The sequence below is a fragment of the Paenibacillus sp. IITD108 genome, assembly GCF_036541265.1.
Classification (GTDB): domain Bacteria; phylum Bacillota; class Bacilli; order Paenibacillales; family Paenibacillaceae; genus Pristimantibacillus.
Genome location: NZ_JAZHCT010000018.1, coordinates 64,568 through 90,419 on the forward strand (window position 1 = coordinate 64,568; position 25,852 = coordinate 90,419).

Here is a 25,852-nt window from a genome sequence, read left to right on the forward strand (position 1 = left end):
ATCGGCTTGATCATGGCTCATGGCTGCTCCCATAGACCGCAGTCGTCGACATATATTCGCTGGGCTGGCATTCCTATAACCGCAAGCGCCCCGACATTATCGATTGCCACCGTCACCGGCGATACTTCCGGACCGGTCGTAAAATGCAGCTCTGACAGCGTGCTCTCCCAATTCCAACGATTGACAACCAACTCCTCTTCAGGACCGCCGTGCCCACGAACAGACATCCGGGCCGCACCAGCCCGAAACGTGTTGTGAAACAGCAGATTATGGATTAGACACTGCCCTTCCCCTATTAGGAGCAAATAGACGTCATGCACTCCCTCAACTGTACTCAGCGGAGCGCCAAAATAGCGCCAAACCCCGTCATAAGGAGTTTGCTGCGCGATGGCGCCGATCAATTCGCCATCCAGCCGGTCGATGCGGATCTCCACCGTTACGGAGCCAACCACTTTATTCAGTCCGATAGAAACGTTGTCGTACTGGCCCGAAACGCCGAAATCAATGCTGGCCAGCTTGATCCATTCCTTCGAGTGCATCGGCCCAACGTATCGGACATCCCGGTAGATCGCCGGGGTGCCGTCCGGCTCCCGGTCCCACTGCCCGCTCGCGTTCGTTTCCGCATATTCGATGGCCTGCCGGTACTCGCCCCCCGACTTGATACCCGCGAAGAAAATGTAGGACGTATTCGGCTTCAGCCCCGCTACCTGCTGCTCTATTCGCTCACCGGAGCCAAGCACGGCAGCGTACTTGTTGCTGCGTACGACCGTCGGATAGCCGCCATTTTTGCTGTAATCCCAGGCACATTCAAACACGACGCGGGGTGTCCCGGAAACGGCCACCCAGGGCGCCAGCTCGCCTGCCTCGAATCCGCCGTTGCGCAGCAGACTTTCATGCTCCAAAGGAACAAACTCTCCTCCACCTGTCCGAACATGCTCCTCATCAAGTTCGAAACAGTGACCAGGCACCCACTCCTCTCCCCCGAACTCATACGCGCCAGGATCTGGCGCCAGCCCCCGATAACCATCCGTCACCCCGGCAATGGGGATGCCCTGACCGATAACTGGCGAGTCCGCGCGCAACCGGAAATCCCCGTTCTCCGCATCGACGAACCGCGGATCGGCGTCGAAACGGTTATGTGAAACAAAGCTGTGACCGCCCCAGCGGCGAATCTCACCGTCCGCGAACAAATTATTGGCCATATGTGTACCATACATGTCATCCAAGCAAAATATGGACGAATCGGCAATCGCCTTGCGAAAAAACGTATTGTTATAGATCAGCGTCCTCTGGATAGGCCTGTTCAGCACCATGCCCCGTTCGGGAATGTTCCAGATGACGTTGCGGAAGAAGCTGATGCCACTGGTCCAAGCATCCATATAAAATCCGAAGCTCAGATGATCAGACAAATTGTCGTGCAGCCAGTTATGATGAATTTGCGTCTGATCGAAGTCATGATTGAACAGATAAATCATGCCCGAATCTTTCGTCAACGCATTAGCGAAGGAAATGTCGCAGTATTCGATTATCGAACGGGAAAATACACCTGAGATCGACGTCCGGCCGCTCCTCGTAATCGTACAGCGGGATACCCAATGACCGACGCCAGTTAGCCAAATCATGCTCGCATACGTCGCCTCGAAGTTGCCGTCGTGAATGTAACAGTTGTACACGAAGTTGCGCTCCCCCGAAATGGAGATGCCGTTTCCTTCGAAATGGGAAATTTCGCAGTCACGGAGCGTATTGCCGTATCCGCCCAGGGCTACGCCTCGCGTTCTTCCATAGATCGATTGACGGTACCCGAAGGAGCGGTCCATGCCGTAAATATGCGATTTCCGGATCAGGCAATGGCTGGCCTCCTCCGTCGTAATGCTCGCGCCCCTGCAGTCCACGCCGGCAATATGGATATGTTGCCTGTCCCGCAGATCAAATGCATACTCGCGTCGCTTCACCTCAACAACGCAATCCGCCGGGTGCTTGCCTTCAGGCACAATCACATACAGCATCCTTTCCCCGGAGCCGTAATACCATTCCTTCTCCGTATCAAGTGCGCGCAGCGTCCGGGTAATAAAATACAGATCTCCCGGTTTTGTGTGATAATGATCAGCCGAGCTGACCCATTGTTCGTGATAAAGCGTGCCTGCAGCAAAGCTGCTCACTTTGGCTGTGGACATAAAATAGCCTACTCCGTTCACGCAGGCAACCATCGCCCCGTCCCAGTGACCGTCCGGAAACGACTGCAAGTCTTCGTCGAAAATCGTGCTATTCGTCAGTCCGCTGGTCGCCGCATCGACACGTGCATATTGCGAACGATCCAGCCGATCCCGGATTTTCGGCCATTGAGCTTCCATGCCAAGCTCCTCATCAAAGTAGACCAGCGTTTCACTGCCGTCCCCCAAATCCCAATCCAGCTTCGCTTTGTAGACAGCCCCATCATGCTGCGTCCATTCCGTCACCTCGTCGCAGCCGCTGACGACTACCCGCTCGTTCCCATAAGCTTCAAAACGAATAGGTGCGTCTTCCCGACCATTACGGACAGGCGCCACTGTCTCCCGGTAGACGCCCTCCCGAATGAAGCATACGTCCCCAGCCTCCATCGCTTGCGCCGCTCTCCCGATCGTGCGGAACGGGCATTGCAAGGTCCCTCCGTCGTTGGCGTCGTCGCCATTCACCGCAACATAATAGATCTTGTTCATTGCTGCTCCTCCTTTATTGTAAAGGCTGTCCGGGAAACAAGGCTAACACCCTGGACTCGTCTTCCGCGGACAAGCCTTTCCCGTCACAATATGTAACATTTCGGGTCAATTCCTCTACTGATGTCGTCCCGGTAAGAGTCACCGCAATATCAGGACAGGCTAGACTGAAGCGCATCGCCGGCTCTACCAGCCCATTCGACTTCCCCTTTCGGAGAAATTCGAGCTGCTGCTTTCGTCGCTCCCCTTCTGCCAACTTATCCGGATATTTGTACAGAAACGGAGCCGGCTGCTCCGTCAGCAGCCCCATGCAGAGAGGGCTTCCGTGAATAACGCCGACATTCGCATACCTGGTTAACGGCAGCAACTCATCCCTGGCGGTGTAATCCAACAGCGTGTATCTCCCGAAGGTTTGGATCGTATCGATGGTGCCCTCTCGTACAAAAGGCAGCAGCCTGTTCAATTGGCCGGCATTGACGCCGATCGCACGCACGGTTCCCTCCCGCTTGAGCTTCAGGAAGGCCTCAATTGTTCCTTCCATTGCCTCTTCATAGCTTACGGATTCCAACTCATGCAGTTGAATCAGATCGAGATAATCGGTCTGCAGCCGCTTCAGACTTTCCTCTACCGATCGAAGAGTATTCTCGTACGTATAAGGAACGCCGCGCACGACCGCTTTGGTCGCCAGAATTACCCGATTCCGCTTGCCTTTCAACGCCAACCCAACTCTCCGTTCACTTTCCCCTCCGCCGTACAGAGGTGCAGTGTCGATAAAATTAATGCCAAAATCCAATGCAGCATCAATTACCCGAATCGCTTGCTCGTCCGTCACATCGCCATAGTCTCCGCCCAGCGGCGCGCCGCCGAGCCCCAATCTGGAAACGTGAAAATTCGTTTTCCCCAATGCCGTATACTCCATTAATCTTCTCCCCATCCCGGATGGTCTCGGCCGCTGCTCCCTGCCGTGCCTCGCTAATGAGAATAAGGGATCAGAGAGAGCAATCGCAATTTCAAATTCTTTTAAAAACGTTCATTTTCTTATTTTTAGGAGTGTATTGGACATGGAACAGCATACTACTACTATATTTTATGAACTCATTCGCTTGGAAGTATCATTGTTAACAAGAAGAAACGCTGCGTGTCCTTGGCTAAGGAGGTGCCGTTTCTCGGTGAAATATTGGAACAAGTATAGGGTGAATACATTCCTGTATTTAAAAAAAGACGCCTATTGGCGTCCTCAAAAATTCATTATGCAGGCAAACTGTATGTTTGGTGTAAATGACCGTAAAAACTTGATTTCTACCTTTTTAAAATGTAACGGACATAAATGACCGTAAAAGACTTGCTTCCTGCCTTTTTAATTTGTAACGGGCATAAATGACCGTAAAATCACTATTCTCTCCCTAAAATTGCTGTTTCCGTCGCGTAAAGGTCACCAGCGTCCGTTACAATTTTTAGTACGCTTTTTTCGCTTGCTAAGGGTCGTTGATGTCCGTTAGAATTCTGCATTTTCAAGCAGCACTTGCACCGATTTTCATTTTGTCGATTTTACATTCGTTCACCGCAGTACGGACTCAGAATTATCTATCAATCAGACCGGATGTTTGAAGCAGCCTTTGTATAATTATCGCGACCTCTGCTCGGGTAATGTTAGCTTTAGGTGCTAACAAGTTATTATTTCTGCCTGAGATGATTCCTGCACTTAGGCTATCTGTAATGCCTTGACGTGCCCAATCAGATACCGTGCTAGCATCAGAAAATGTACGAATGACATCGACATTTGTTTGATTTGTAGAGCTCTTTTTCTGCCCTGTTAACACCATCGCTTTAGAAATCATTAACATAGCTTGCTCACGCGTAATTTTATCATTCGGGCGGAAGGTGCCATCTTCAAATCCATTAATTAGACCATATTCATATGCAGTCTGAACTGCACTGTGGTACCAAGAAGTTAATTTTACGTCAGTAAATAAACTATTTTCTTGTGATAAATGCAGTCCTAATCCACGGATAATAATAGCAGAAAACTCAGCTCGAGTAATGACTTGATCAGGATTATACATCCCATTTCCGACTCCGCTAACTACCATACGAGATCCCATATTATTAACTGCAGCTTTCGCCCAATGATGCTCTACATCAATAAATTGTGCTGGATTCCAGATGAGTGAATAAGTGCTATTGGTTACGCTAGATAAAACCGCAAAATATTGGTCACCCACTTTTTTAATTTGAGTAGGAATATGTCTTATTGTGCCATCTGGTTCTACAACAACCCCTGTCGTTATTCGGTTCGGATCTACTCCATCCGGAATGGCTATCGTACGCTCAACATAGGCGTTAAACCGCGATATCTCGACTGTACGCCCATCATACTCTGCACTAACCTTGAAATTAAGCGGTAGCACAACTTGTGTTACCCCTTTGCGATTAATGGCAGCATTAATATTTTGCATCATACTGTCGAGCGGCTCTGCAATTTCAATTTTTACTTTGACACCCTCTAATGCTACATTTGCTCCAAGCTGAGAAGATAATGCTGAAATATCAATTTGGTCAGCTGGTAACGTGTACGAAGCCTTATTCGTTTGTAGTACAATCATCACCTGCTGCTTCTCCAAATTTTTAATGATCCGTCCATTAATCTCAGCAATAACAACATTACCATCTGCGGTCACTGGAATCGTAATGACTGCTTGCTTACCTTCTTCTTCAGTTTGTTGCATCAGCTTTTGTTCATCTACTCTAACCGTAATTACTTTTTGTCCGTTTATTATCGAAGACGTTGCAGTACCTGCATTTACAACTTTCCCGTTAACTAATACCAATAATGCATTTTCTAAAGGGTTCGATATGACGACATCAGTATATATTGCATTTACCATAACTGTAATGGTTTCCTCGTCCGTCAAAGTTCCATCACTCACTTTTACAGTAAACGTATATTTTTTCGAACCATGCTTTGCCGATGGTTTCCAAGTAAATTCACCTGTTTGACTGTCTATCAAAGCGCCTTCTGGTGCATCGACTAAGCTGTAGGTTAACGTGTTAGCTGGTTCATCTTCATCTGTTGCCGTTGCGGTAAATGATAACTGGCTTCCTACATTTACTGTTTTATCTCCAATTGCTGCTAGCACTGGCGCTGTATTTACTTCATTAACCGTAACCGTGATTTCCTCTTCATCACTTAATGTGCCATCGCTTACACGAACCATGAACGTATATGCTCCCGGACCTTCTGCTTCCGTTGGCGTCCATGTGAATACACCTGTCGCAGCGTTAATGCTTGCTCCTATCGGTGCTCCAACCAGGCTATACGTCAGCGTATTCGCTGGCAGGTCTGCATCTGTTGCTGTTGCCGTAAATGTCAGTAACGTTTCTTCATCCACTGTTTTGTTCCCGATGGCTGCAAGTACTGGAGCTGTGTTGACTTCGTTCACCGTAACCGTGATTTCCTCTTCATCACTTAATGTGCCATCGCTTACACGAACAATGAACGTATATGCTCCAGGACCTTCTGCTTCCATTGGCGTCCATGTGAATACACCCGTCACAGCGTTGATGCTTGCTCCTGTCGGAGCTCCAACCAGACTATACGTCAGCGTATTCGCTGGCAGGTCTGCATCCGTTGCTATTGCCGTAAATGTGAGCAACGTTTCTTCATCCACTGTTTTGTTCCCGATGGCTGCAAGTACTGGAGCTGTGTTGACTTCGTTCACCGTAACCGTGATTTCCTCTTCGTCGGTTAATGCACCATCACTTACACGAACTATGAACGTATAAGCTCCCGGACCTTCCGCTTCCGTTGGCGTCCATGTGAATACACCTGTCGCAGCGTTAATGCTTGCTCCTGTCGGTGCTCCAACTAAGCTGTACGTCAAAATAGCCGAGTCCGAATCTGTTGCGGTTGCTGTAAATGTTAGCAGACTTCCTTCGTTCACTGTCTTATTACCGATTGCTGCAAGTATGGGGGCCGCATTTACTTCGTTGACTGTAATCGTAATTTGTTCGCTGTCAATCAGTATTCCGTCACTTACGCGTACCGTAAATGTATAGCTGCCTGGACCCTGCGCTTCCGTTGGCGTCCATGTGAATAGACCTGTCGCAGCGTTAATGCTTGCTCCTATTGGTGCTCCAACCAGGCTGTACGTCAGCGTATTCGCTGGCAGGTCTGCATCCGTTGCTATTGCCGTAAATGTCAGCAACGTTTCTTCATCCACTGTTTTGTTCCCGATGGCAGCAAGTACTGGAGCTGTGTTGACTTCGTTAACAGTAACCGTAATTTCCTCTTCGTCAGTTAATGTCCCATCGCTTACACGTACCTTAAATGTGTAGTTACCAGGACCTTGTGCTTCTGTCGGCGTCCATGTGAATACACCCGTCACAGCGTTGATGCTTGCTCCTGTCGGTGTTTCAACTAGGCTATATGTCAGCGTATTCGCTGGCAGGTCTGCATCCGTTGCTACCGCCGTAAACGTGAGCATCGCTTCTTCATCCACTGTTTTGTTCCCTATTACAGCAAGTACTGGAGCTGTGTTGACTTCGTTCACCGTAACCGTGATTTCCTCTTCATCACTTAATGTGCCATCGCTTACACGAACAATGAACGTATATACTCCCGGACCTTCTGCTTCCGTTGGCATCCATGTGAATACACCCGTCGCAGCGTTAATGCTTGCTCCTGTCGGTGCTCCAACTAAGCTGTACGTCAAAATAGCCGAGTCCCAATCTGTTGCGGTTGCTGTAAATGTTAGCAGACCTCCTTCGTTCACTGTCTTATTGCCTATTGCAGCAAGTATGGGGGCAGCATTTACTTCGTTGACTGTAACCGTAATTTGTTCGCTGTCAATCAGTATTCCGTCACTTACGCGGACCGTAAATGTATAACTGCCTGGACCCTGCGCTTCCGTTGGTATCCATGTGAAAACACCCGTCGCAGTGTTAATGCTTGCTCCTGTCGGTGCTCCAACTAAGCTGTACGTCAGCGTATTCGCTGGCAGGTCTGCATCCATTGCTATTGCCGTAAATGTGAGCAACGTTTCTTCATCCACCGTTTTGTTTCCGATGGCTGCAAGTACTGGAGCTGTGTTGACTTCGTTCACCGTAACCGTGATTTGCTCTTCAGCGTTTGATGCGCCATCATTTACGCGTACCGCAAATGTATAGCTGCCTGGACCTTGTGCTTCTGTTGGCGTCCATGTGAATTCACCGGTTGATGAGTTAATAGACGCTCCAACTGGTGCACCCACAAGGCTGTACGTTAACGTATCTCCATCAAAATCAGTAGCAGAGGCTGTAAACGTCAGCAAATCCCTTTCATTTATCGTTTTGTTACCAATAGCTGCGAGCACTGGTGCAGTGTTCACCGGGGACGCTGCTAAAATTTCACCAGATCGACTATTCATGTATCCATAATCCAAGCTCTGTCCCATATCCAAACTATTTCTTCCATCAATCGGAGCTAGTAGAACGGGTGCAGCAGCGATACGCGGTGGACATACTGGAAGTAAAGAAAAAATTAAAAGAAACGATAAAAAAATATAAATACTAGTTTTATTCTTCATGTACTATCAAAGACCCCCAACTAATTTAATAAAATTCAGCATAAAATGATGACTTCGGAGGGAATATATCTTCCATCGTAAAGTTACTTAAATTGTAGGCATAATCACCAGTCTCAAATATATATTTACCATAAAAAACAATTAGTTTTAGTAGCCTGAATTACATAAAGAAAAAAAGTCGGTTGCTCATTTGAATTGTAAAGCAAAAATGGATGATGAGGAAACATAATAGTGACGAAAAATGGACACTTTAACAAAAGGTGTCCTAGTTGCATGCCTATTCATTTTCTACGCAAGTCAATTTATCTACTCTTCAACTAGACTACTATCTAACCCATCAATACCTTTAAGAAATATCATAGAAAAGTGATGAATTTGTCTTTTTAGTTGCTCTTCTCCCTCATGTAAGAAAAGAATAATAATACCTGTCATAGAGGCAACAGCAGTTTGACTAGCTGATTTGACATCCTTAATCTGCCACTCTTTTGCTTCGTTACCTGCTTTAAATATGTTCATAAAGAGTTCCATATAGCGACGATTGACTTCGTTTACTTTTTCTCCTGTACTTTGTAATTCGATGTCTCTTGAATAAAATTCAAGCATAGCCAATTGCAACGGATAATAATAGTCTACGTTGGCGCACAATTCATTTATACGGATAAATTTTTCTCTATTGGTATTACATTTTTTTTCTTCTTCCAGCCAAACTTCAATCCATTTCTCCTCTTCGTTTTTAATAATTTCTATAAATAAGTTTTCTTTTGTCCCAAAGTGATGATAAAGATTGCCTTTACTGCTCCTTGAAAATTTCACAATATCCCCTGTTGTTGTAGCATTGTAACCATTTTTCACAAACAATTCTTTTGCTGTTTCCATTATGCGTTCTTTCATATTTACACTCCTTATTTCAAAGAGATTCCAGGTGCGATTAATTATAGCATAGACATAATATGATTGTTACATTATAAGAATCAGAAAAATCTTGATAAAATAATTCTTATATGATAACCTTTAAATCAAACAGACCGACCGTACGGTCTATAAGGAAAAACTTATCATAAGGAGAGTAATGCATGAATAAATTTTTTAACCGAAAAGTAGAAGAATTGACTTCAAAACAACGATGGATCGCCTTAATCGTTCTATCTGTAAGTTTATTTGTAATTGTAATGGATATGACGATTCTGATAATGGCTCTGCCAGATTTGATTCAAGATATTAAGCCTTCAGCTGCACAACAATTATGGATTGTGGATATCTATTCGCTCGTGTTAGCAGGGTTCATTATTCCTATGAGTGTACTTGCTGATAAATGGGGACGTAAGAAAGCATTATTAACAGGCTTTTTCTTATTTGGTTTAACCTCTGTACTTATCATCTTTGCTAAAAGCCCGGAACATGTTATTATACTTCGATTCTTCCTTGGCTTTGCAGGCGCTTTGATTATGCCAACCACATTATCTATGATTCGTACAATTTTTAGTAATCCTAAGGAAAGAGCAACTGCTTTAGCGGTTTGGGCAGTCGTATCCGGACTTGGTTCTGCACTTGGACCTATTATTGGCGGCCTTCTGCTAGAATACTTCTCATGGCAGTCGACCTTCCTTATTAATATACCATTTGCTGCTTTTGCAGTAGTTGCAGGCTCATTCCTGCTGCCAGAAGTTAAAGTAAAAAGTGGCCGTTGGGATATAGTTGGTACGGTTTTATCTATTATCGGTATGCTTGGTTTAGTTTGGAGTATCAAAGAATTTTCAAAAGAAGGTATTACTGACACTACTTTATGGATTGTAGGTATTGCTGCTGTCATCCTTTTAACTATATTCGTTATTAAAAATATTAGGAGTTCGCAGCCGATGTTAGATGTACGCTTGTTCAAAAATCGTGGATTTTCTTCTGGCATACTTGCTGCATTCATGTCAATGTTCTCCATGGCAGCCGTCATCTTACTCGTTTCTCAATGGCTACAAACAGTAGAAGGTTTGTCTCCATTTAATGCTGGTCTGCATTTACTTCCGATGGCAGGCGGATCTCTACTATTCTCACCTGTTGCACCTAGCCTCGCAGCTCGTTTTGGTCCTAAATTAATATTACCACTTGGTATAGCGACTGCTGGTATTGGATTCCTTATTATTTATTTTGCTGGACATCCATTAGAGTATTCCACTTTACTCATCGCATTAATACTCATTGGTGCCGGTACTGCCGCTCTAGCTCTTGCAACAACTCTTATTATGATTGGAACACCGGTGGAAAAAGCCGGTAACGCATCGGCGATGGAGGAAATAATGTATGATCTTGGAAATGTGTTTGGAATCGCCGTTTTAGGAAGTGTTGCTTCTAATTTATACCGCTCTCATCTAAATATCGAGCAATTTGTTACGGCTGGTCTAGAGCGCCAATTGGCAGATATCTCCAACGAATCAATTGCAGGGGCAATAGAAGTAGCTAATATGCTTGGATTATCCGAACTGTCAGAAGCAGCATTCACAGCCTTTAATGATTCTTTTGCCACTACAGCTTTAATCGGCGGACTCATTATGATTGGAAGCGCGATAACTATATATATATTAATTCTAAAATCTTTAGATATTACTAAAGAAGAAACTCAAAAAACTCATTAAATTTAGAAACTGATTTTAAAATATCTGTATGAATACCATTTTTAAATAAGTGTGCCCTAACTATGCCATTAAAATGTAAAAGCCCTAAAACCCAGTGTTACCAAGGGTTTTAGGGCATCTATTACTATTCCCACTCCAAGTTTGCAGGTGACGCAAACCAGACCAAATATGAGAATAATGCTTTATGGTATAGGCAACACCAATCAGATTAATTCATGCTCGTCTTTTCGTAAATAAATGGAAGCATACTCCAAATGGATCCTTTACATACCCATAACCTTCTGTATAAAAATCGCCTCTGTATTCTCTTAATATGCTTGAACCTTTTTCAATCATTCTGTCATAGATGGCTTTTGTTTCTTCCGCTGTATTAAAGGTGAGACAAATAGAAACATTAGTCCCTTCTGTAATAGGAAGACCTTCTGTATCATCAGCCAGCATTATTTTAATATTCCCAAATTGTAGTACGGATTGGTCAATTCGATTGTAATCATCTTCAGAAACACCTATCTTTGCTTGTTCTGGTCTGTCTTTCACTCTTTGCAAATAGACTGTTGTTGCATTAAAAATATCTTCATAAAACAATCTTGCTTCTTCTGCGTCTGTCGTTATTAAAAAATAGGGAGATACTTCAAACTCCATTATAAATCCTCCTTATCATTTTGATATAATACAAGTATAAAATTTAATGGTGACACTTTGTGGCACCTTAAGGAGAGTTTTGTATGAAAAAATCAATGCGATTATATCATATGATTCACTTTGTCAATACAAAGACCGTCTTTAACCTCTCTGATTTGATAGAAAAATTCGGAATTTCAAAGAGAACAGCATTACGAGATATTCAAGAAATGGAAATGCTGGGCGTTCCCATATATAGTGAAGCTGGAAAACACGGCGGATATAGAATCATCCGAGAAAGAAATTTAACAAAAATTGATTTAACGAATGAGGAAAGTAACGCTCTGATATTTGCCTTAACCAGTATTTCGAATATGAATTCTCTACCATTCAGCACCACTTATGAAGATATTTTTCATAAAATATACACCAATTCTACTACTGAACAAAGGAATAGCATTGATTTCTTTAAAAATAAAGTGAAGTACCATCATATCCATGTAAATAACAACGAGTTTGATGTAACTCCTTTTATTCAAGTTATGGCTAAAAAGAAATGGCTGCATATTATTTATGCAGATAGAAAAATGAACGGACTTTATTTCATCATCGGCTTTCTTTTTAAAAATGGTCTTTGGTATATGGTTATTACAAATGAATCAATGAACTATACCCAGATTCTAAATGCAGAAAAAATTAATGAACTTCAAGAAATAACTGAAATGAAAGAAATACCAAAGATAACGATGGATAACTTTCAAAAGTATATGTTTCGTACTGATAATAAAATCAAAATAGACATTCATTGTCAGAAGAGGGGACTCAATATGCTAAAGAATCATCTTTGGGATAGCGTAACGATTTCCCACATAGGCGATAATATGTATCTCTTTGAAACTTATGTGAATGAAAAGGATTTGAATTATATTTCCTCTTTACTAAGTAAATTGGGGAAACATATTAAAGTAGTCTCACCAGAACCTTTAATACAGCGAATAATTAACGAGTTAGAGGAAGTCTTAGCAATGTATCAGAATAGCTAGGGCTTTATCACTGTTTTAGCCAAAAAAAAGTACGACAGTTGGGATGTGACACTCAAAAAATAAGCAATAAAAAAGAGATATTGCTTTTACACAATATCTCTCACTTTTCTCCGTTCCCTCTGGCGGAATCTTGGCGGAGAACCTATTCATTTTTAATTGTTTTATTCATTTTACGTACCATCGAAATGCAGTCAAATCAACGTTTTCACTTTAAATGCTCCTAGTGAATTACTCCCATTCAATCGTCGCCGGCGGCTTAGATGTCACATCGTATACGATACGGTTGACGTTATCGACCTCATTAACGATACGTACAGAGATTTTTTCAAGAACGTCCCAAGGAATACGTGCCCAGTCTGCAGTCATACCGTCGATGGACGTTACAGCGCGAATACCTACTGTGTAGGAGTAAGTACGAGCATCCCCCATTACGCCAACGCTCTTCATGTTAGGAAGGGCTGTGAAGTACTGCCAAATTTCACGATCAAGGCCCGCCTTAGCAATTTCTTCACGAAGAATAGCATCGGATTCACGTACGATTTTCAGCTTGTCCTCTGTAACTTCGCCAAGAACGCGAATAGCAAGACCTGGTCCTGGGAACGGCTGGCGCCATACAATTTCACTTGGCAAGCCGCACTCTTCACCGACCTTGCGCACTTCATCCTTGAATAGCGCTTTAAGCGGCTCAACGAGCTCAAATTTAATATCTTCAGGCAAACCGCCCACGTTATGATGCGATTTGATTGTTTGTGCAGTAGCTGTGCCGCTCTCGATAATATCGGTATACAGTGTGCCTTGTGCAAGGAACTGATAATCATCAAGCTTGCTTGATTCTTCATCAAATACATAGATGAACTCGTTGCCGATAATTTTACGTTTTCTCTCTGGATCTTCTACGCCGGCAAGCTTGCCCAAGAAACGCTCGCGAGCATCGATTTTGATAACCTTCATATCGAACTTGCCAACAAAGGTCTCCATAACGCTCTCGGCTTCACCTTTGCGCAGCAAGCCATGATCGATAAACATACAAGTCAGCTGATCCCCGATCGCTCTATGCAATAGCACAGCTACTACGGAAGAATCTACACCGCCAGACAGCGCGCAAAGCACTTTCTTGTCGCCTACTTGATTGCGAATATCACGGATCGCATCATCAATGAAAGACTCCATCGTCCAGTTGCCTTCGCAGCCGCACACATTGTATAGGAAATTGCGCAGCATTTCATTTCCGTATACGCTATGCTTTACTTCCGGATGGAATTGTACCGCATAGAAACTGCGCTCAGCATTGCTCATTGCAGCAATTGGCGCATGATCTGTACTTGCGTCAACCTGGAATCCGACCGGCGGCTCAATAACTAAGTCTGTGTGGCTCATCCAAACTGTCTGAACCTTTTCCAAATCTTTCGCTATCGCACTGTTTTCAACAAAAGTAACTTCGGCTTTGCCGTACTCGCGCTTGCCAGCGCGCTCTACTTTTCCGTTCAATTGCATAGCCATCATCTGCATGCCGTAGCAAATGCCGAAGATAGGAATGTTTAGATCGTAAATAGTCGGATCAACAAGCGGCGATTTTTCCTCATAAGCGCTTGCCGGTCCGCCTGTGAAAATAATACCCTTTGGCTGCAGCTCACGAATGCGATCTATTGAAGTATTGTATGGCAATAATTCGCTGTACACTCCTAAATCACGAATTCGGCGGGCGATCAATTGGTTGTATTGTCCGCCAAAATCAAGAACAACGACGATTTCTGTTTGCTTTGTCATTACCGAGCCTCCCTCAATTAATGTAGTAATTATATATAACGCTATTCAAGAGAGTCAAGGTGAAGCTTGTAAACTACACCGAATTGTTAATTCCTTTGCGATTTATTGTGCACAATCTTCCATTAATATATTTTTGGCAGTTGATTTCTTTTGCCTAGCCTCACAAATAATTGTCTGCGCAGCACAAGCTTGATCGCATTTCTTAACACATCTGGCGAAGGAGCACTTAGCCAAGGATTTGCTTTTTGAAAGCTGGCTTCCTCGCTCCAGACAAGCAATTTGTCCAGCTCCATCCGTTGTTCGTCGCATAAGTATGGCATAATCTGCTGCTTTTTTTCCCGCCACGTCATAATTAGTTGAAGCGTCGGCTTGACAATTGTTTGCCCGCTGCTCGATAGTCTGTTATTAAAGCTATTGGATTTTATTTCCTTTGCGTTTGATTGCTTATCACTTGCAGAGCTAACTGTTGCTTTCTTGGAATTTTCAGAATTGCCAGGATATCTGCTACTCGTCAAACTGTGCCACATGCAGTCCATCAAGCTCAGATATAAATCGCGCAGCCTGACGTCGAGCTTTATTCTTTTTGCTCCCGATATTTGTCCATGCTTTTTTCTTTCCGTCCGACTTGGCAAATTGGATTCAAATGCAGCTTTATGAAGCTTATACATCCTTGCATAAGTAAGCAGATGAAGCTTGGCTTTAATACGAAAACGCAGCCTGTAGATTGCGACAAAAACAGCTGCAAATAACAACACTGCTGCACTTACAGCACCAAGCATGATATACTTCACGCTAGCTCCATTATCCGTCATAATTCCCCATTTTTCCATCTGCGATTCTAATTGCTGCTGCAAGCCGATATAGGTGTCTTTTACTGATTGCGCGAATGCTTTTGCAGTTTGCTCAATCTGGGTATTAGCCTGCTGCAGCCAGCTGCCTTCAAATACAGAGCTGCCTCCATTGCTGCTATTTGCAGAGCTTGTACTCGAGCCGCTGTTTAAACCCGACTGCGATAATGCGTGTTCTGTGCCTGTATAATTCGACAATTCCGCTTGTCCCGAATAACCCGGTGTCGGATCGAACGGAACCCAGCCTGCTCCCGGAAAATACACCTCTACCCAGGCATGGGCATCTGATGAACGGACTTCATAGACAGCGTTCCGCACCGAACTGCCTGTACCCGTTGCTGCAGTGTACTTCTCATCAGCTGCAAGCTTTTCCCCAGAGGCGAATCCTTTCACCCACCGAGCCGGAATATCTTGCGCACGCAGCATCACAACCATGGCTGTGGAAAAATGAACGCAATATCCGCTTTGCTGCTCAAACAAAAAATGATCAACAAAATCCGATCCTTCTGGCGGGATCGAGCTGTTTTCCTTGGTATAGCTGTAGCTTGTTTTCAAATAAGCTTCAACTGCTTTGACTTGATCGTAGCGGCTTGTTACACCGCCGCCTGCTTTTTCTGCCGATAGAGCCAGCACTCTATCCGGAATGCTATCATTCAGCTGCAAATAAGGCGCCAACTGCCTCGGGGTCAGCTCTTCCCTGACGCTGCTGCTTGTTTCCTGTGTCATATCACTTTTATCCTTCAGCTCCTGCTCGAGCCTGCGCAGCTGCTTCTCATCGACAATAGGAAGATAGCTATCGACAGTATATTGTTCAATTTGAACATAATCATCTACAGGATATAATCCGCTAGTGCTTTCGTTCTGTATGTAGGCATGCAGCTTTCTGCGCGGATCGGCTGCAATAAGCTGGGTAAGTTTACTTTGATATCCGGTGCTAAAAAAAGGCATCGCCGCCTGGGGCTTGGCAAAAACGATCGTCTGGCTAATGAGTGCACCTCTGCCGGCTTGGGATGCTTGTGCAGAAGCTTTCTCTTCAACTGCTTTTCCGCCTGGCTTGTTGCCAGAATCGCGTTGCCGGGCTTCAATCGGCTGAAAAAGCTGCGCTAATTCGCGATCGACGCCAAAGCTCCAGCCTTTGCCATCATAATAGCTTTTTGCCTCCCCCCGCCAATAACCTTCGACTGGTGTTGTTCCATAAAACATGATCATGTCGTCATCTTGAAACGGAGCGCCGAGCAAGCTGTCGTCGAAGCTGTAGCCAGACAATGCTTTGCCAGTCTGCACATCAAGTGATACGGTTGAAGCTTTGGCCGCCTTTGGTTTTGCTGAAGATTCCAGCATATGTGTGAATTGCTCGGATAATGCAGCTGTCCACTGCGGCGGCTCATGCTTTTGTGCCATCGGTGCTGAAACGAGCAGTACGCATGAGCAAATAGCTGCTGCTAAGCATATGGCTCTTATATTCCATTTCTTAAACTGATCTCGTATTTGCTGATCATGTGATAAACGGACTTTTGGCGTCTGCTGAGGCAAGCCGGCAGACAAACCTGCTGTAATCTCCGTATCCAGAAGCCTGTCAATACGGGGCAAGGCTGCTATCGATACGAGCAGCATGCCTGCTGCCGCGGCGCGCACCAAGCCATAGAACGTATTATAGCCAAGCGCTACATGAAGCACGATTAAATAAAGCATAGTCAGCCCAACGAGCACTAGTCCGATTTGACGCAGCCAAATAAGCCTTTGCAACGCCGGAATGAGCATAGCGAACCCGATAAGCAGCAATAAGGTTCTTAGCTCGCCTGACATAGCAAGCAGCCCGCTTTCGAACAGGCTGGCAATATGATCGACGAGCAGCCCCGGCATCTGCAGCAGCCAGCTGATCATTGAGGAACGCTCCTCTTTAAACAGCAAGGCCAGTGTCATTAAACAATTGATCCCTTGCAAAAGCAGCTCGAACCATGCGGACAGCCGCAGCAAGCCAATCGCAACGACAACGCCAAGAAATACATAAAGAACAGCAGCAGTTTGCTGTCCTGTACCTGTAAACTTGCTTGTCCATGGATAAATCCATTCCATTAATAAGCCGAACAAAAAAGCACTCGTAAACAAGCGGTATAATAAGCTGCCCTCACTGTCTTTAGGCGAAATCATATTGCTGTGCACCCCCTGTTTGTACTTGCGCTTTTGCTCTCTCATGAGAAAAATAGAGCCATTTAAGCGAAATCCCTTCCGCTTCCCATAGCTTCTGCTGCTCGCGCATTTGATAGCTCAACACCGAACTGCCTGCAACAATATGCAGCACCAGCCTTTTGCCTTGCCTTTTCAATTGCCCATTCAGTTCCAGCCAGCGGTCGCCTTGTTTCCAATCCGTCGTAAAAACATCAATGACAGAGGCAGAAAATGAAGCCAGTCGGCTTGTATCAAGCGCCGCCGTACTAAACTTAGGAACTGCGGCAGCCAAACCATGGCGCAATGCGGACAGCTGCTGTTCGTACTTATCAGAGCGGACGTCGGATACTAAATAAGACCCCTGCTCCATATACACAAGCTGATGCTCCCCCGCGCTTGCTGATTGCTCCAATTCAAGCAGCAGCCAGCTGATCGACTGATTAAATAAACGATCGAGCTCATTGCCTTTATTCGTCCGGCTGCAGCCGTTATCCAATATTCGCAGCTTAACAACAGGCGGCTGCTCATAGTCATTAACTTTAGTGTGCAGTCCTTGCCCTCTTGCCAAAGTGCGATAGTCGATATGCATGAACGAATCGCCTTCCCGGTACTGGCGGCTGTGCGGACCTTGGCCAGCCTGCTGCTGCAAAGTGTCAGCCTCAGTGTCAGCCTCCAGCAGCCCATCGCGATGACGCTGCAGCTGAGCAATCCGATTCGGGGCCTCCTCTTGCTTGCGGCTATTTTCCTGCTGGCTGGCAAGCTTGAGGCCCGCCCGCCGCTGCTTTTCAGTATCATCAAGCTGAGCCGGCAGCACAGTAAAAGTATCCTCCAGCGCAATTTGCAGCTTACAAGCTGTAAAACCGAGCCAATCTCCTACGGCAACCGCTAATGGCTCATACTGATAGCAGCCTCTATCGAGCTGCTCCCATGTGTAAGTGATGCTTTGCTCGCCGCGTCTTAATGATGCCAATACGGTTCGAAACTGCACAGCGGAAGGATAAGCGGTACTAGTATTTATAAGGCGTTCTCCTACTGCTGCCCAGACGAGCGGCATACCGAAGCGATGCTTGATCGTTAATACCGCTTCAATTGTTCCTCCGCTCTGCGTTATTTTATGATGAATCGTACGCCCTGCTTCAAGCCCCAGTACACCGATAAGTGGTGCTAAACCTGAGATCATTACGATGGCTAGCGTAAGTGACAACACAAGCCACTCAACCGCGCCGCCGCGCAGCAGTACAGCCGCAAAAGAAGTCCATAGTGCAGCTGCAATAAACAGCCATGCGCCGATGCGGGTGCGGATTGCTATAGCATTTTGATTCGCATTTTTCTTCATCGCGCTCTCTCACTTCTCGTATAAAATAGCGAAAGCTTGCTTCTGACAATATGCTCTAAAAAAGAAGACTTGCTAGTTTCATAGCTTGCCTCCGGGGTTAATCTGATCCGATGCGGCAGCGCAAATAATGCTGTTTCCAGCAAATCGTCCGGAATAACATAGGAGCGTCCAGCGATATATGCAGAGGCTTGGGCGGTGCGCAGCCAATCGCGCATCGCTCTTGGGCTGATGCCAAGCAGCACTTTGTCAGACTCTCGCGTAGCTGCAGCAACCTGCAGCATATATTCCAGCAGCGACCGGTCGACATGGGCCGTCCTGGCCTCCGCTTGCATCTCCAGCCATTCCTGAACAGACAGAACAGGTGCTGCCTTGGATAGCATTTCGCTGCGTTTTCTTTCGGCAAATTGCTCAAGCAAACGAAGCTCGTCCGCTGCGTCCGGGTAGCCAATTGCTATACGGGCAATAAACCGGTCGAGCTGAGCCTCAGGCAGCTGGCTGGTCCCTTCAAATGCGAGTGGGTTTTGGGTAGCTATAATCATAAAAGGCGCCGGCAGCCTGCGTGTTTTCCCATCGATGGTGAAGGCCCGCTCCTCCATCACCTCAAGCAATGCGGATTGAGTGCGCGGCGAGGTGCGGTTAATTTCATCCGCCAGTACAATATTGGCCACAATGGGACCTGGCCGATAGACGAGCTCGCCCGTCTTGCTGTCCAAAACCAAACCGCCGATCACGTCGGCAGGCAGCATATCTGAAGTGAACTGAATCCGTTTGTATTCCCCGCCAACCGCGGCTGCGAAGGAGCTGGCAAGCAGAGTTTTCCCTACCCCTGGAATATCCTCCAGCAGCACATGGCCGCCGGCCATAAGCGATGTAACAAACTGATGAATGACCGCACGCTTTCCTAGCAATACACTTTCCAGTCTCGTATACAAACGCTGCAGTAATATTTGATTTTCCTTATGTCGTGAAGAAATAATTATAGCAATCGCCTCCAATACTATCGATTACTACATAGCTTCTCCGTTTTTTACTATTTTTAGACGTAATAGATTGTTAGAAATGAAAGTGAGCGCCCATCTTTCATTAGAGCTAGCTAAATATTCGAACAGGCTAACATTGCCTTCTAACGAATCCTAGCAGCGCTATTAGGCTGAAATTTGCTATTTTTGTAATCTAACGAAGGTGAAAAGCCTTATTGGGGTGAAAAGAGGCTACAAGTGGCGGTTTGATCACAGATAGCGCTATGTGGATTCGTTACAAATTCAAAAGGGGTAGATTTTGAGGAATAGCGCTTCTCAGCTTCGTTAGAAATCAAAAGTACTGATTGAGCTGATAAAAAGCTAACCACTCATTAGTCGCTTGTTAAGCAGTTAGAACACAAGACGTATGAGCCATTAAAAAGGAGCATATCCCCCAGTCTTTTCATAGACTCGCAGAATATGCCCCTTACGTGCCCCGTTCCTACTTTTCAATAATAAGCGTATCAACGATCTCGCCAGCTGCTGTCTTGGCCGTTACCTTGATTTCACCTTTCGTAATCTCAACGGTCGTATAAATATTAACTCTACTCTGGTCAAAAGTTAATTCCTGCCAAGGACGATTTACAAGAGCATAGAACTTAGAGCCAGACGATCCGCCGACGACATAGCGTGTTCCTTCCTTCTCTGAGAAAGCTCCGCCTTTCATCAGATAAGTGCGTACATAGACATGATCATGCCCGTTTAGCACAAGATCTACGCCATGCTTATCCAATATCGGCACCCACTGCGCTTGTACGCGCTCATTTGAATACACGCTGCCATATGGCCCTTGGTGGAACATAAGAACCTTCCACTTCTTATCCGTTGCCTTCAAATCCCGATCAAGCCATTGTGCTTGCTCTTCGTAGGACTCCGCTCCCAGCTCGGTATTCAGCAATACGAAGTGTGTATCCTTGACGTCAAAGGAGAAGCTCGTTCCCCGAACGCTGCTTGCACCGTTTGTTGGATTGTTGAAATGCGCCAAGTAATCGCCTGCGCCGTTTGTGCCCATGACCTCATGATTGCCGATTGCAGTAATTAAAGTGCGCTGCATTAGATGCTGCTGGGCAGCTGCAAACCACCAATTCCATTCCTGCTGCAAAAAGCCTTTGTCGACCATATCGCCAGCATGAACAATAAATTCGGCATCAGGCAAATCGGCAATTGCGTTGTCCAGTGTATCCTTCCACAGCTCGTAATCTTTTTCAGCCGCTCCCTGGGAATCGCCGATAAATACAAACTTCGTCATATCGCCGCTCACTTCGCTAGTCACAAAGCGTCCTTCAGCACTTACAAAGTCTCCGCCATTGCCGACTCGGAATTTATAAGCAGTGCCTGACTCAAGACCTGTCACCTCTGCCCTATGCACCCGATAAGTGCCAAAGCTATGCGAGTTGTACAGCTCATTACTGCCCATCGAACGCTGTACATTGCCAGCAGAAAAGCTAGTAAATTCCGATTCCTTCACGTATTCGACTACTGTATCTTTCACATCAATATGCGTATGCCAATTAAATCTTCTAGATTCAGCAGGCTGCTCGCCCATTGATACGCTTATATTGACAGGCTGCTCCGTAAATACAGGGTTTGCTACAATAAAGTTCATAACAGGGCTGTACATATGATCCTTGATCGCTTGAATGCGGTAGGTTTTCGCCTGCATCGTCGCTAGGTCGGTTACCAATACGCCCTCCTGATTGGTATAGCTGCCGGCCACAGCAACATCATCGATAATTAGGGCAGCACCTTCCACCTTGCTACCATCCGCCACGCTTGTAATTGTAAACTGTGCAGGATAGCCTAAACCGATCGTATAATGATTCCATGAAAGCTTCAAATCCGCCCAAACATCAGACGTAACAGGCTCGCCGTAGAATGTAAGGCTATTGCCTGGCGCACCCGTTTTCTCGATAGAACCAGATACAACTGAAATGCTGTACGGCTTCTTGATGTCCTTCTCCAAATCTTCTAAGCGAAGAGGACCAATATAATTACGCTTAATCTTATAACTAATTTGGCCAAGCAGATCGCTGTCTTTCAGCTGAACATCCTGCAGACCTGCGAAGTTTAAGCGTACTCTACCGCTCTGCTCATCAATGACTACATGCAGCTGCTTTTCCTTCAGCTTTTCGCTGCAGATTACTTGGAGACCTTCTACTGCCGAAGTGTCAAAAGCGAATTCAATATGACCACCTGACAACGCAGAAACCTGCTCAGCATGAATATCAAGTGTATACGTTCCACCGATAAGCTGCTTCTCCGGCGTAGTATAAGAATAATAAGGCGAACCTAAATTTACTGTAAAGCTCCATTCCTTAATCGTTTGGTTGCCGCTTAAATCGCGGACAGCCGCTTTAATGCGGTGCCTTCCTTCGGCAAGCGGCGCTGCAGGCTTATAGGTAACCCGTCCTTGCGACGGATTTAGCACATAATCCACAAGCTCGCCATCCACGTATACCCGAATCGACTTAGCATCAATTAAAGTACTGTCTGGACTAGTCGCAGCATCATAGCCTTCATCCTCAGCAATGAAAGAGATATCAGGATGTGCATCCATCACCATAGCCCCTTCAGCAGGCGCAATATTTTTAATAACAGGCGGCAAAATGTCCTCGTCCGACGGTCCATACAATACACGTATATCATCAACATAAATGACGCCTGCATCTTTTTTATTGTTGTTCGCTTCCATATAGCGTACAGGCACATCCATCGTCAGCGGCAGCTTCTTGCCCTTTGGAATGTCGGCCTCAATATATTTCCATCCGACCCAATCTACACCTGTTTCCGCGTCAGTTAAATCAACATTAAACCCTTTTTTATCCCCATCAAGGAAGTGACTGCGAAGCCAATGCCTTCTGCCGTCTCCGTGTACCCACATGCTTATTTTTTCAGGATAGCCCGGCACTTGCAGGTGATCACCTGTGTTAACTGTCAAAAAAGCTCCCGAAGTACCTGTTTGTCCTGTAAAATCATACTCCAGCCTCAGCGAATAGCTGCCGCTGCGCACGTAATCCTGATCCATTTCAGCCGCAGCAGAAACTGTATTATAGGCAGCACCTGAAGTTTTCATATATTTATCCAAGCCATTCTCAAAATCCTCCAGCATAACTGGAGACAATCCTACACTTACGTCCATCGAAGTGCTAACACCTCCAAATAACACCACAATTTTTCCAGCAACTCTATTTCTGTCCGGTCCGTTGCCGCTTACCAGGTATAGCTCGCTCCCAACGCAAGCTCCTGCTTGCGAACATCACTAATTGTACCATACTGAGATTGAGGCAACTCTTCAAATCTAGCATAAATTGCACCTACAGGCCGCAGTAAAGAAGCAATTAATAAAAAGTTAAGCAGTATATACCCAATTTTTAGCTTGCGGTATGTATTTTAATCTCCTCCCAATTATATAACTGTTTTAATCATGTGCGAAAAAATGCTTTCTGTTTAGATCACATTAATATCTGATTTTGTTAACTAATAGGAACCACCGCTTGGCAATCAAATAGAGAAAAGTATAAGATGGATAAAGATTGATTGAGGCGGCAAAAGTCCCGATACAGCAAAGAGTTTGAATGATATCTGATTCAATTGTTTAGGGGAGAGGATTATCCTATGAATGATGCATTAATGGAGAGATTGAAGGCTTTTCTTCATCGTGAGGGCAATAGCTCTCTAGTGGGAAGTCCGGCGAGCCAAGAGGAAATTGTTAATGCACAGCAGCAGCTTAATGTAAGCTTCCATGAGGACTATGTGCAATTTATACGGACGTTTGGGGGAGCATATGCAGGCCTTGCAGTACATGCATTTCATAATGGCTCCAGTCTCGGAAATGAAACGATTGTCGATTTGACGTTGGGATTCCGAGAAGATTGCAAGGAGCTTCCCGTTGCAGAGGTTTTGCGAACCGGTTATGTCATTTCTATCGATGGTTCCGGCGATCCGATTATTATCGATCAAGCAGGAAAGGTTCTCATCTATCATCACGATACAGGAGAGATCAAGGAACTAGCGGATTCATTCGAGGCACTGATCGAGGATTGCTTTTACGAGTGGTAAGTTGTATGGGGAAGTGCGATTTAAGCATTTGGAGGCTGCACTGGCCGATTCTGTATGAATTTTCATATACAATTGTGTTTTTCGAGGCATTCCAGCGTAATGTGTATGAAATTTCATATACAATTAGCCATTTTGAAGCGGCACCAACCGATTCTGTATGAATTTTCATATACAATTGTGTTTTTCGAGGTATTTCAGCGCAATGTGTATGATATTTCATATACAATTAGCCATTTGGAGGCGGCACTAGCCGATTCTGTATGAATTTTCATATACAATTGTGTTTTTCGAGGTATTTCAGCGCAATGTGTATGAAATTTCATATACAATTAGCCATTTGGAGGCGGCACTGGCCGATTCTGTATGAATTTTCATATACAATTGTGTTTTTCGAGGCATTCTAGCGTAATGTGTATGAAATTTCATATACAATTAGCCATTTGGAGGCGGCACTAGCCGATTCTGTATGAATTTTCATATACAATTGTGTTTTTCGGGGCATTTCAGCGTAATGTGTATGAATTTTCATATACAATTAGCCATTTGGAGCTGGCGCCGACACGCATAGTGCTGATGAGTTTCTGAGGAAATGCAGGTAGGCATCAGGTTGCTCGCTTCTGTCTTTCCTGCAACAAACATTTTCTCAAAAAAAGCGAGTCAGACCCAATGGGGTTTCCCCATCGCTTGTCCACTCGCTTTTCATACTACTCTTTTTGAGTCTTCTGACGCTTCTGCTGCTTGCTGTACAGTTCCTTCACTTCACCAAGCACCTCATCAGCATGTCCCTTCACCTTAACCTTCGGCCACTGCCTTACAAGCTTTCCTTTAGCATCAATTAGAAAAGTAGAACGAACCAGGCCCATATACTCTCTGCCATACAGTTTTTTCAGCTGCCATACGCCGTACTTTTCGCAAACTTTATGCTGTTCATCCGACAGCAGCAAAAACGGCAGCTCATGCTTGTCTTTAAAGCGCAAATGAGATTTTACCGGATCGGTGCTGATACCGAGTACTACGGTGTTATTTTGTTCAAATTGACTATTAAAATCTCTCATATCGCAAGCCTGCTGCGTGCAGGTCGGCGTCATATCGCGCGGATAAAAGTAAAGCACCACATTTTGCCCAATGAACTGAGCCAGCTTCACCGTCTCTCCGTTAGAGGCAGGCAGAGTAAAGGCCGGCGCCTTCCTCCCAATTATTAGCTGTGTCATGTTGCTCTCTCCTTCACTTTCACTATTTCAAATAACTTGCTCAAAGTACTGGACTGACGCCAGCACAAAATTCAATGTAATGATCCCGTATCATTCCTTTGAGACTACGAGCCTGCTCCCCGGTACTTTTTCACTCCATAGTTCCAGAACAGAAGCGCCAGCGAAAACACGAGCAAGCCCATAACAGGCGTCAGCAGCGCAAGCCGGGATAAATCATCTGATTTGGCCTCCAAAAAATAAGAAGCAGGTATAACCCCAACAAACGCAAAAGGAAGCAGCCACGTCAATACAAACCGGATCAGCTTATTATAAATGTTAACCGGATAACGGCCATAGTTCTGAATATTGTACATGAGCGGCACGATGCCGGTTGGCGCATCCGAAAAAAAGGAAATCGCACTAAGCGCTGTATACAAGCCCGCATAAATAAGCGCTGCGCCGATGACGAATATGAGCAGCATAATAAGATCAAACCAGTGAAAATCAAGGCCTAGCTTCGACCAGCTAAGTGCCATAATAATTGCACCGACGAAAGAGCCGAATAAGGACGGCGGATCTACATTTTCCAGCAATACCTGAAACAGACTGTGTGCGGGCCGTGTCAGCACGCGGTCCATTTCCCCTTTTACAATATATCTTTCGCTAAAATTCCAAATACTAAAAAACGTGCTGAACACGCCATACGGTATCATGAAAAATCCATAAACGAATACAACCTCAGCTTCCGACCAGCCGCCTAGGGAAGGCGTATGCTGAAATACGATTAAAATAAAAATTAAGTTCATTCCTTGAAAAAGCAAATCGGATAATACTTCAATCCAAAAATCAAAGCGATAAGTCAGCCTTGTTTTCGCATAATTTTTTAAATACTCGCCGAATAAAGCAGCATATCTCATTT

The 25,852-nt window shown here is 45.2% G+C and carries 16 protein-coding genes; 4 read left to right on the forward strand and 12 right to left on the reverse strand.

Annotated features, from left to right (window positions below):
• Positions 1-17: 17 nt before the first annotated feature.
• From V1L65_RS16655 to V1L65_RS16670, 4 genes are all read right to left on the reverse strand, one after another.
• Positions 18-2,696: a right-handed parallel beta-helix repeat-containing protein gene (locus V1L65_RS16655; RefSeq protein WP_331700335.1), complete on the reverse strand. Its 2,679-nt coding sequence runs from the start codon at positions 2,694-2,696 to the stop codon at positions 18-20.
• Between the two features lie 13 nt (positions 2,697-2,709).
• Positions 2,710-3,627: an aldo/keto reductase gene (locus V1L65_RS16660; RefSeq protein WP_331700336.1), complete on the reverse strand. Its 918-nt coding sequence runs from the start codon at positions 3,625-3,627 to the stop codon at positions 2,710-2,712.
• Between the two features lie 646 nt (positions 3,628-4,273).
• Entirely contained in the window at positions 4,274-8,059 is a 3,786-nt protein-coding gene (locus tag V1L65_RS16665) for a putative Ig domain-containing protein (RefSeq protein ID WP_331700337.1), read from the reverse strand.
• 504 nt (positions 8,060-8,563) lie between these two features.
• Complete coding sequence (locus V1L65_RS16670; RefSeq protein ID WP_331700338.1) at positions 8,564-9,148, reverse strand: TetR/AcrR family transcriptional regulator; 585 nt, start codon at positions 9,146-9,148, stop codon at positions 8,564-8,566.
• Between the two features lie 182 nt (positions 9,149-9,330).
• On the opposite strand from V1L65_RS16670, the gene V1L65_RS16675 reads away from it, so the two are divergent.
• Positions 9,331-10,881 carry an MFS transporter gene (locus V1L65_RS16675; RefSeq protein WP_331700339.1) on the forward strand — a complete coding sequence of 517 codons (1,551 nt, stop codon included), beginning with the start codon at positions 9,331-9,333 and terminating at the stop codon, positions 10,879-10,881.
• Between the two features lie 213 nt (positions 10,882-11,094).
• Here the strand turns inward: V1L65_RS16675 and V1L65_RS16680 are convergent, their stop codons facing one another.
• A complete protein-coding gene (locus tag V1L65_RS16680) occupies positions 11,095-11,523 on the reverse strand; it encodes a VOC family protein (RefSeq protein ID WP_331700340.1) in 429 nt (142 codons plus the stop codon).
• An 83-nt stretch (positions 11,524-11,606) separates the two neighbouring features.
• Here V1L65_RS16680 and V1L65_RS16685 point away from each other — a divergent pair, with 83 nt between their 5' ends.
• Complete coding sequence (locus V1L65_RS16685) at positions 11,607-12,545, forward strand: helix-turn-helix transcriptional regulator (RefSeq protein ID WP_331700341.1); 939 nt, start codon at positions 11,607-11,609, stop codon at positions 12,543-12,545.
• A gap of 228 nt (positions 12,546-12,773) precedes the next feature.
• On the opposite strand, the gene guaA is transcribed toward V1L65_RS16685, so the two are convergent.
• The 5 genes from guaA to V1L65_RS16710 form a co-directional block, all read right to left on the reverse strand.
• Positions 12,774-14,312, reverse strand: coding sequence for a glutamine-hydrolyzing GMP synthase (guaA, locus tag V1L65_RS16690; protein ID WP_331700342.1), 1,539 nt, complete (start codon positions 14,310-14,312; stop codon positions 12,774-12,776).
• Positions 14,313-14,434: 122 nt separating this feature from the next.
• Positions 14,435-17,356 (reverse strand): transglutaminase family protein, encoded by a 2,922-nt coding sequence (locus V1L65_RS16695; RefSeq protein ID WP_331700343.1) that lies wholly within the window; start codon positions 17,354-17,356, stop codon positions 14,435-14,437.
• Entirely contained in the window at positions 17,298-18,665 is a 1,368-nt protein-coding gene (locus V1L65_RS16700; RefSeq protein WP_331700344.1) for a DUF58 domain-containing protein, read from the reverse strand. The genes V1L65_RS16695 and V1L65_RS16700 overlap by 59 nt, the downstream gene beginning before the upstream one ends.
• Positions 18,662-19,660, reverse strand: coding sequence for an AAA family ATPase (locus tag V1L65_RS16705; RefSeq protein ID WP_331700345.1), 999 nt, complete (start codon positions 19,658-19,660; stop codon positions 18,662-18,664). Before V1L65_RS16705 ends, V1L65_RS16700 begins: the two co-directional genes overlap by 4 nt.
• Before the next feature lie 466 nt (positions 19,661-20,126).
• The gene (locus V1L65_RS16710; RefSeq protein ID WP_331700346.1) at positions 20,127-22,823 is read right to left on the reverse strand and encodes a metallophosphoesterase; all 2,697 of its coding nucleotides are present in this window, start codon (positions 22,821-22,823) and stop codon (positions 20,127-20,129) included.
• Between the two features lie 476 nt (positions 22,824-23,299).
• Here V1L65_RS16710 and V1L65_RS16715 point away from each other — a divergent pair, with 476 nt between their 5' ends.
• A complete protein-coding gene (locus V1L65_RS16715) occupies positions 23,300-23,743 on the forward strand; it encodes an SMI1/KNR4 family protein (RefSeq protein ID WP_331700347.1) in 444 nt (147 codons plus the stop codon).
• A gap of 105 nt (positions 23,744-23,848) precedes the next feature.
• The gene (locus V1L65_RS16720) at positions 23,849-24,007 is read left to right on the forward strand and encodes a hypothetical protein (protein ID WP_331700348.1); all 159 of its coding nucleotides are present in this window, start codon (positions 23,849-23,851) and stop codon (positions 24,005-24,007) included.
• A 440-nt stretch (positions 24,008-24,447) separates the two neighbouring features.
• Here the strand turns inward: V1L65_RS16720 and bcp are convergent, their stop codons facing one another.
• Entirely contained in the window at positions 24,448-24,954 is a 507-nt protein-coding gene (gene bcp / locus V1L65_RS16725) for a thioredoxin-dependent thiol peroxidase (protein ID WP_331700349.1), read from the reverse strand.
• 104 nt (positions 24,955-25,058) lie between these two features.
• A complete protein-coding gene (locus V1L65_RS16730) occupies positions 25,059-25,850 on the reverse strand; it encodes an ABC transporter permease (protein WP_331700350.1) in 792 nt (263 codons plus the stop codon).
• Positions 25,851-25,852: the final 2 nt, after the last annotated feature.

What these genes read in the sequence shown, in the direction of transcription:
- V1L65_RS16675 (WP_331700339.1), top strand. Translation starts at nt 9,331, where the DNA reads ATGAATAAATTTTTTAACCGAAAAGTAGAAGAATTGACTTCAAAACAA.
- V1L65_RS16700 (WP_331700344.1), bottom strand. Translation starts at nt 18,665, where the DNA reads ATGAAGAAAAATGCGAATCAAAATGCTATAGCAATCCGCACCCGCATC.
- V1L65_RS16715 (WP_331700347.1), top strand. Translation starts at nt 23,300, where the DNA reads ATGAATGATGCATTAATGGAGAGATTGAAGGCTTTTCTTCATCGTGAG.
- V1L65_RS16670 (WP_331700338.1), bottom strand. Translation starts at nt 9,148, where the DNA reads ATGAAAGAACGCATAATGGAAACAGCAAAAGAATTGTTTGTGAAAAAT.
- guaA (WP_331700342.1), bottom strand. Translation starts at nt 14,312, where the DNA reads ATGACAAAGCAAACAGAAATCGTCGTTGTTCTTGATTTTGGCGGACAA.
- V1L65_RS16710 (WP_331700346.1), bottom strand. Translation starts at nt 22,823, where the DNA reads ATGGACGTAAGTGTAGGATTGTCTCCAGTTATGCTGGAGGATTTTGAG.
- V1L65_RS16685 (WP_331700341.1), top strand. Translation starts at nt 11,607, where the DNA reads ATGAAAAAATCAATGCGATTATATCATATGATTCACTTTGTCAATACA.
- V1L65_RS16730 (WP_331700350.1), bottom strand. Translation starts at nt 25,850, where the DNA reads ATGAGATATGCTGCTTTATTCGGCGAGTATTTAAAAAATTATGCGAAA.
- bcp (WP_331700349.1), bottom strand. Translation starts at nt 24,954, where the DNA reads ATGACACAGCTAATAATTGGGAGGAAGGCGCCGGCCTTTACTCTGCCT.
- V1L65_RS16695 (WP_331700343.1), bottom strand. Translation starts at nt 17,356, where the DNA reads ATGAGAGAGCAAAAGCGCAAGTACAAACAGGGGGTGCACAGCAATATG.
- V1L65_RS16720 (WP_331700348.1), top strand. Translation starts at nt 23,849, where the DNA reads ATGAAATTTCATATACAATTAGCCATTTTGAAGCGGCACCAACCGATT.
- V1L65_RS16655 (WP_331700335.1), bottom strand. Translation starts at nt 2,696, where the DNA reads ATGAACAAGATCTATTATGTTGCGGTGAATGGCGACGACGCCAACGAC.
- V1L65_RS16680 (WP_331700340.1), bottom strand. Translation starts at nt 11,523, where the DNA reads ATGGAGTTTGAAGTATCTCCCTATTTTTTAATAACGACAGACGCAGAA.
- V1L65_RS16660 (WP_331700336.1), bottom strand. Translation starts at nt 3,627, where the DNA reads ATGGGGAGAAGATTAATGGAGTATACGGCATTGGGGAAAACGAATTTT.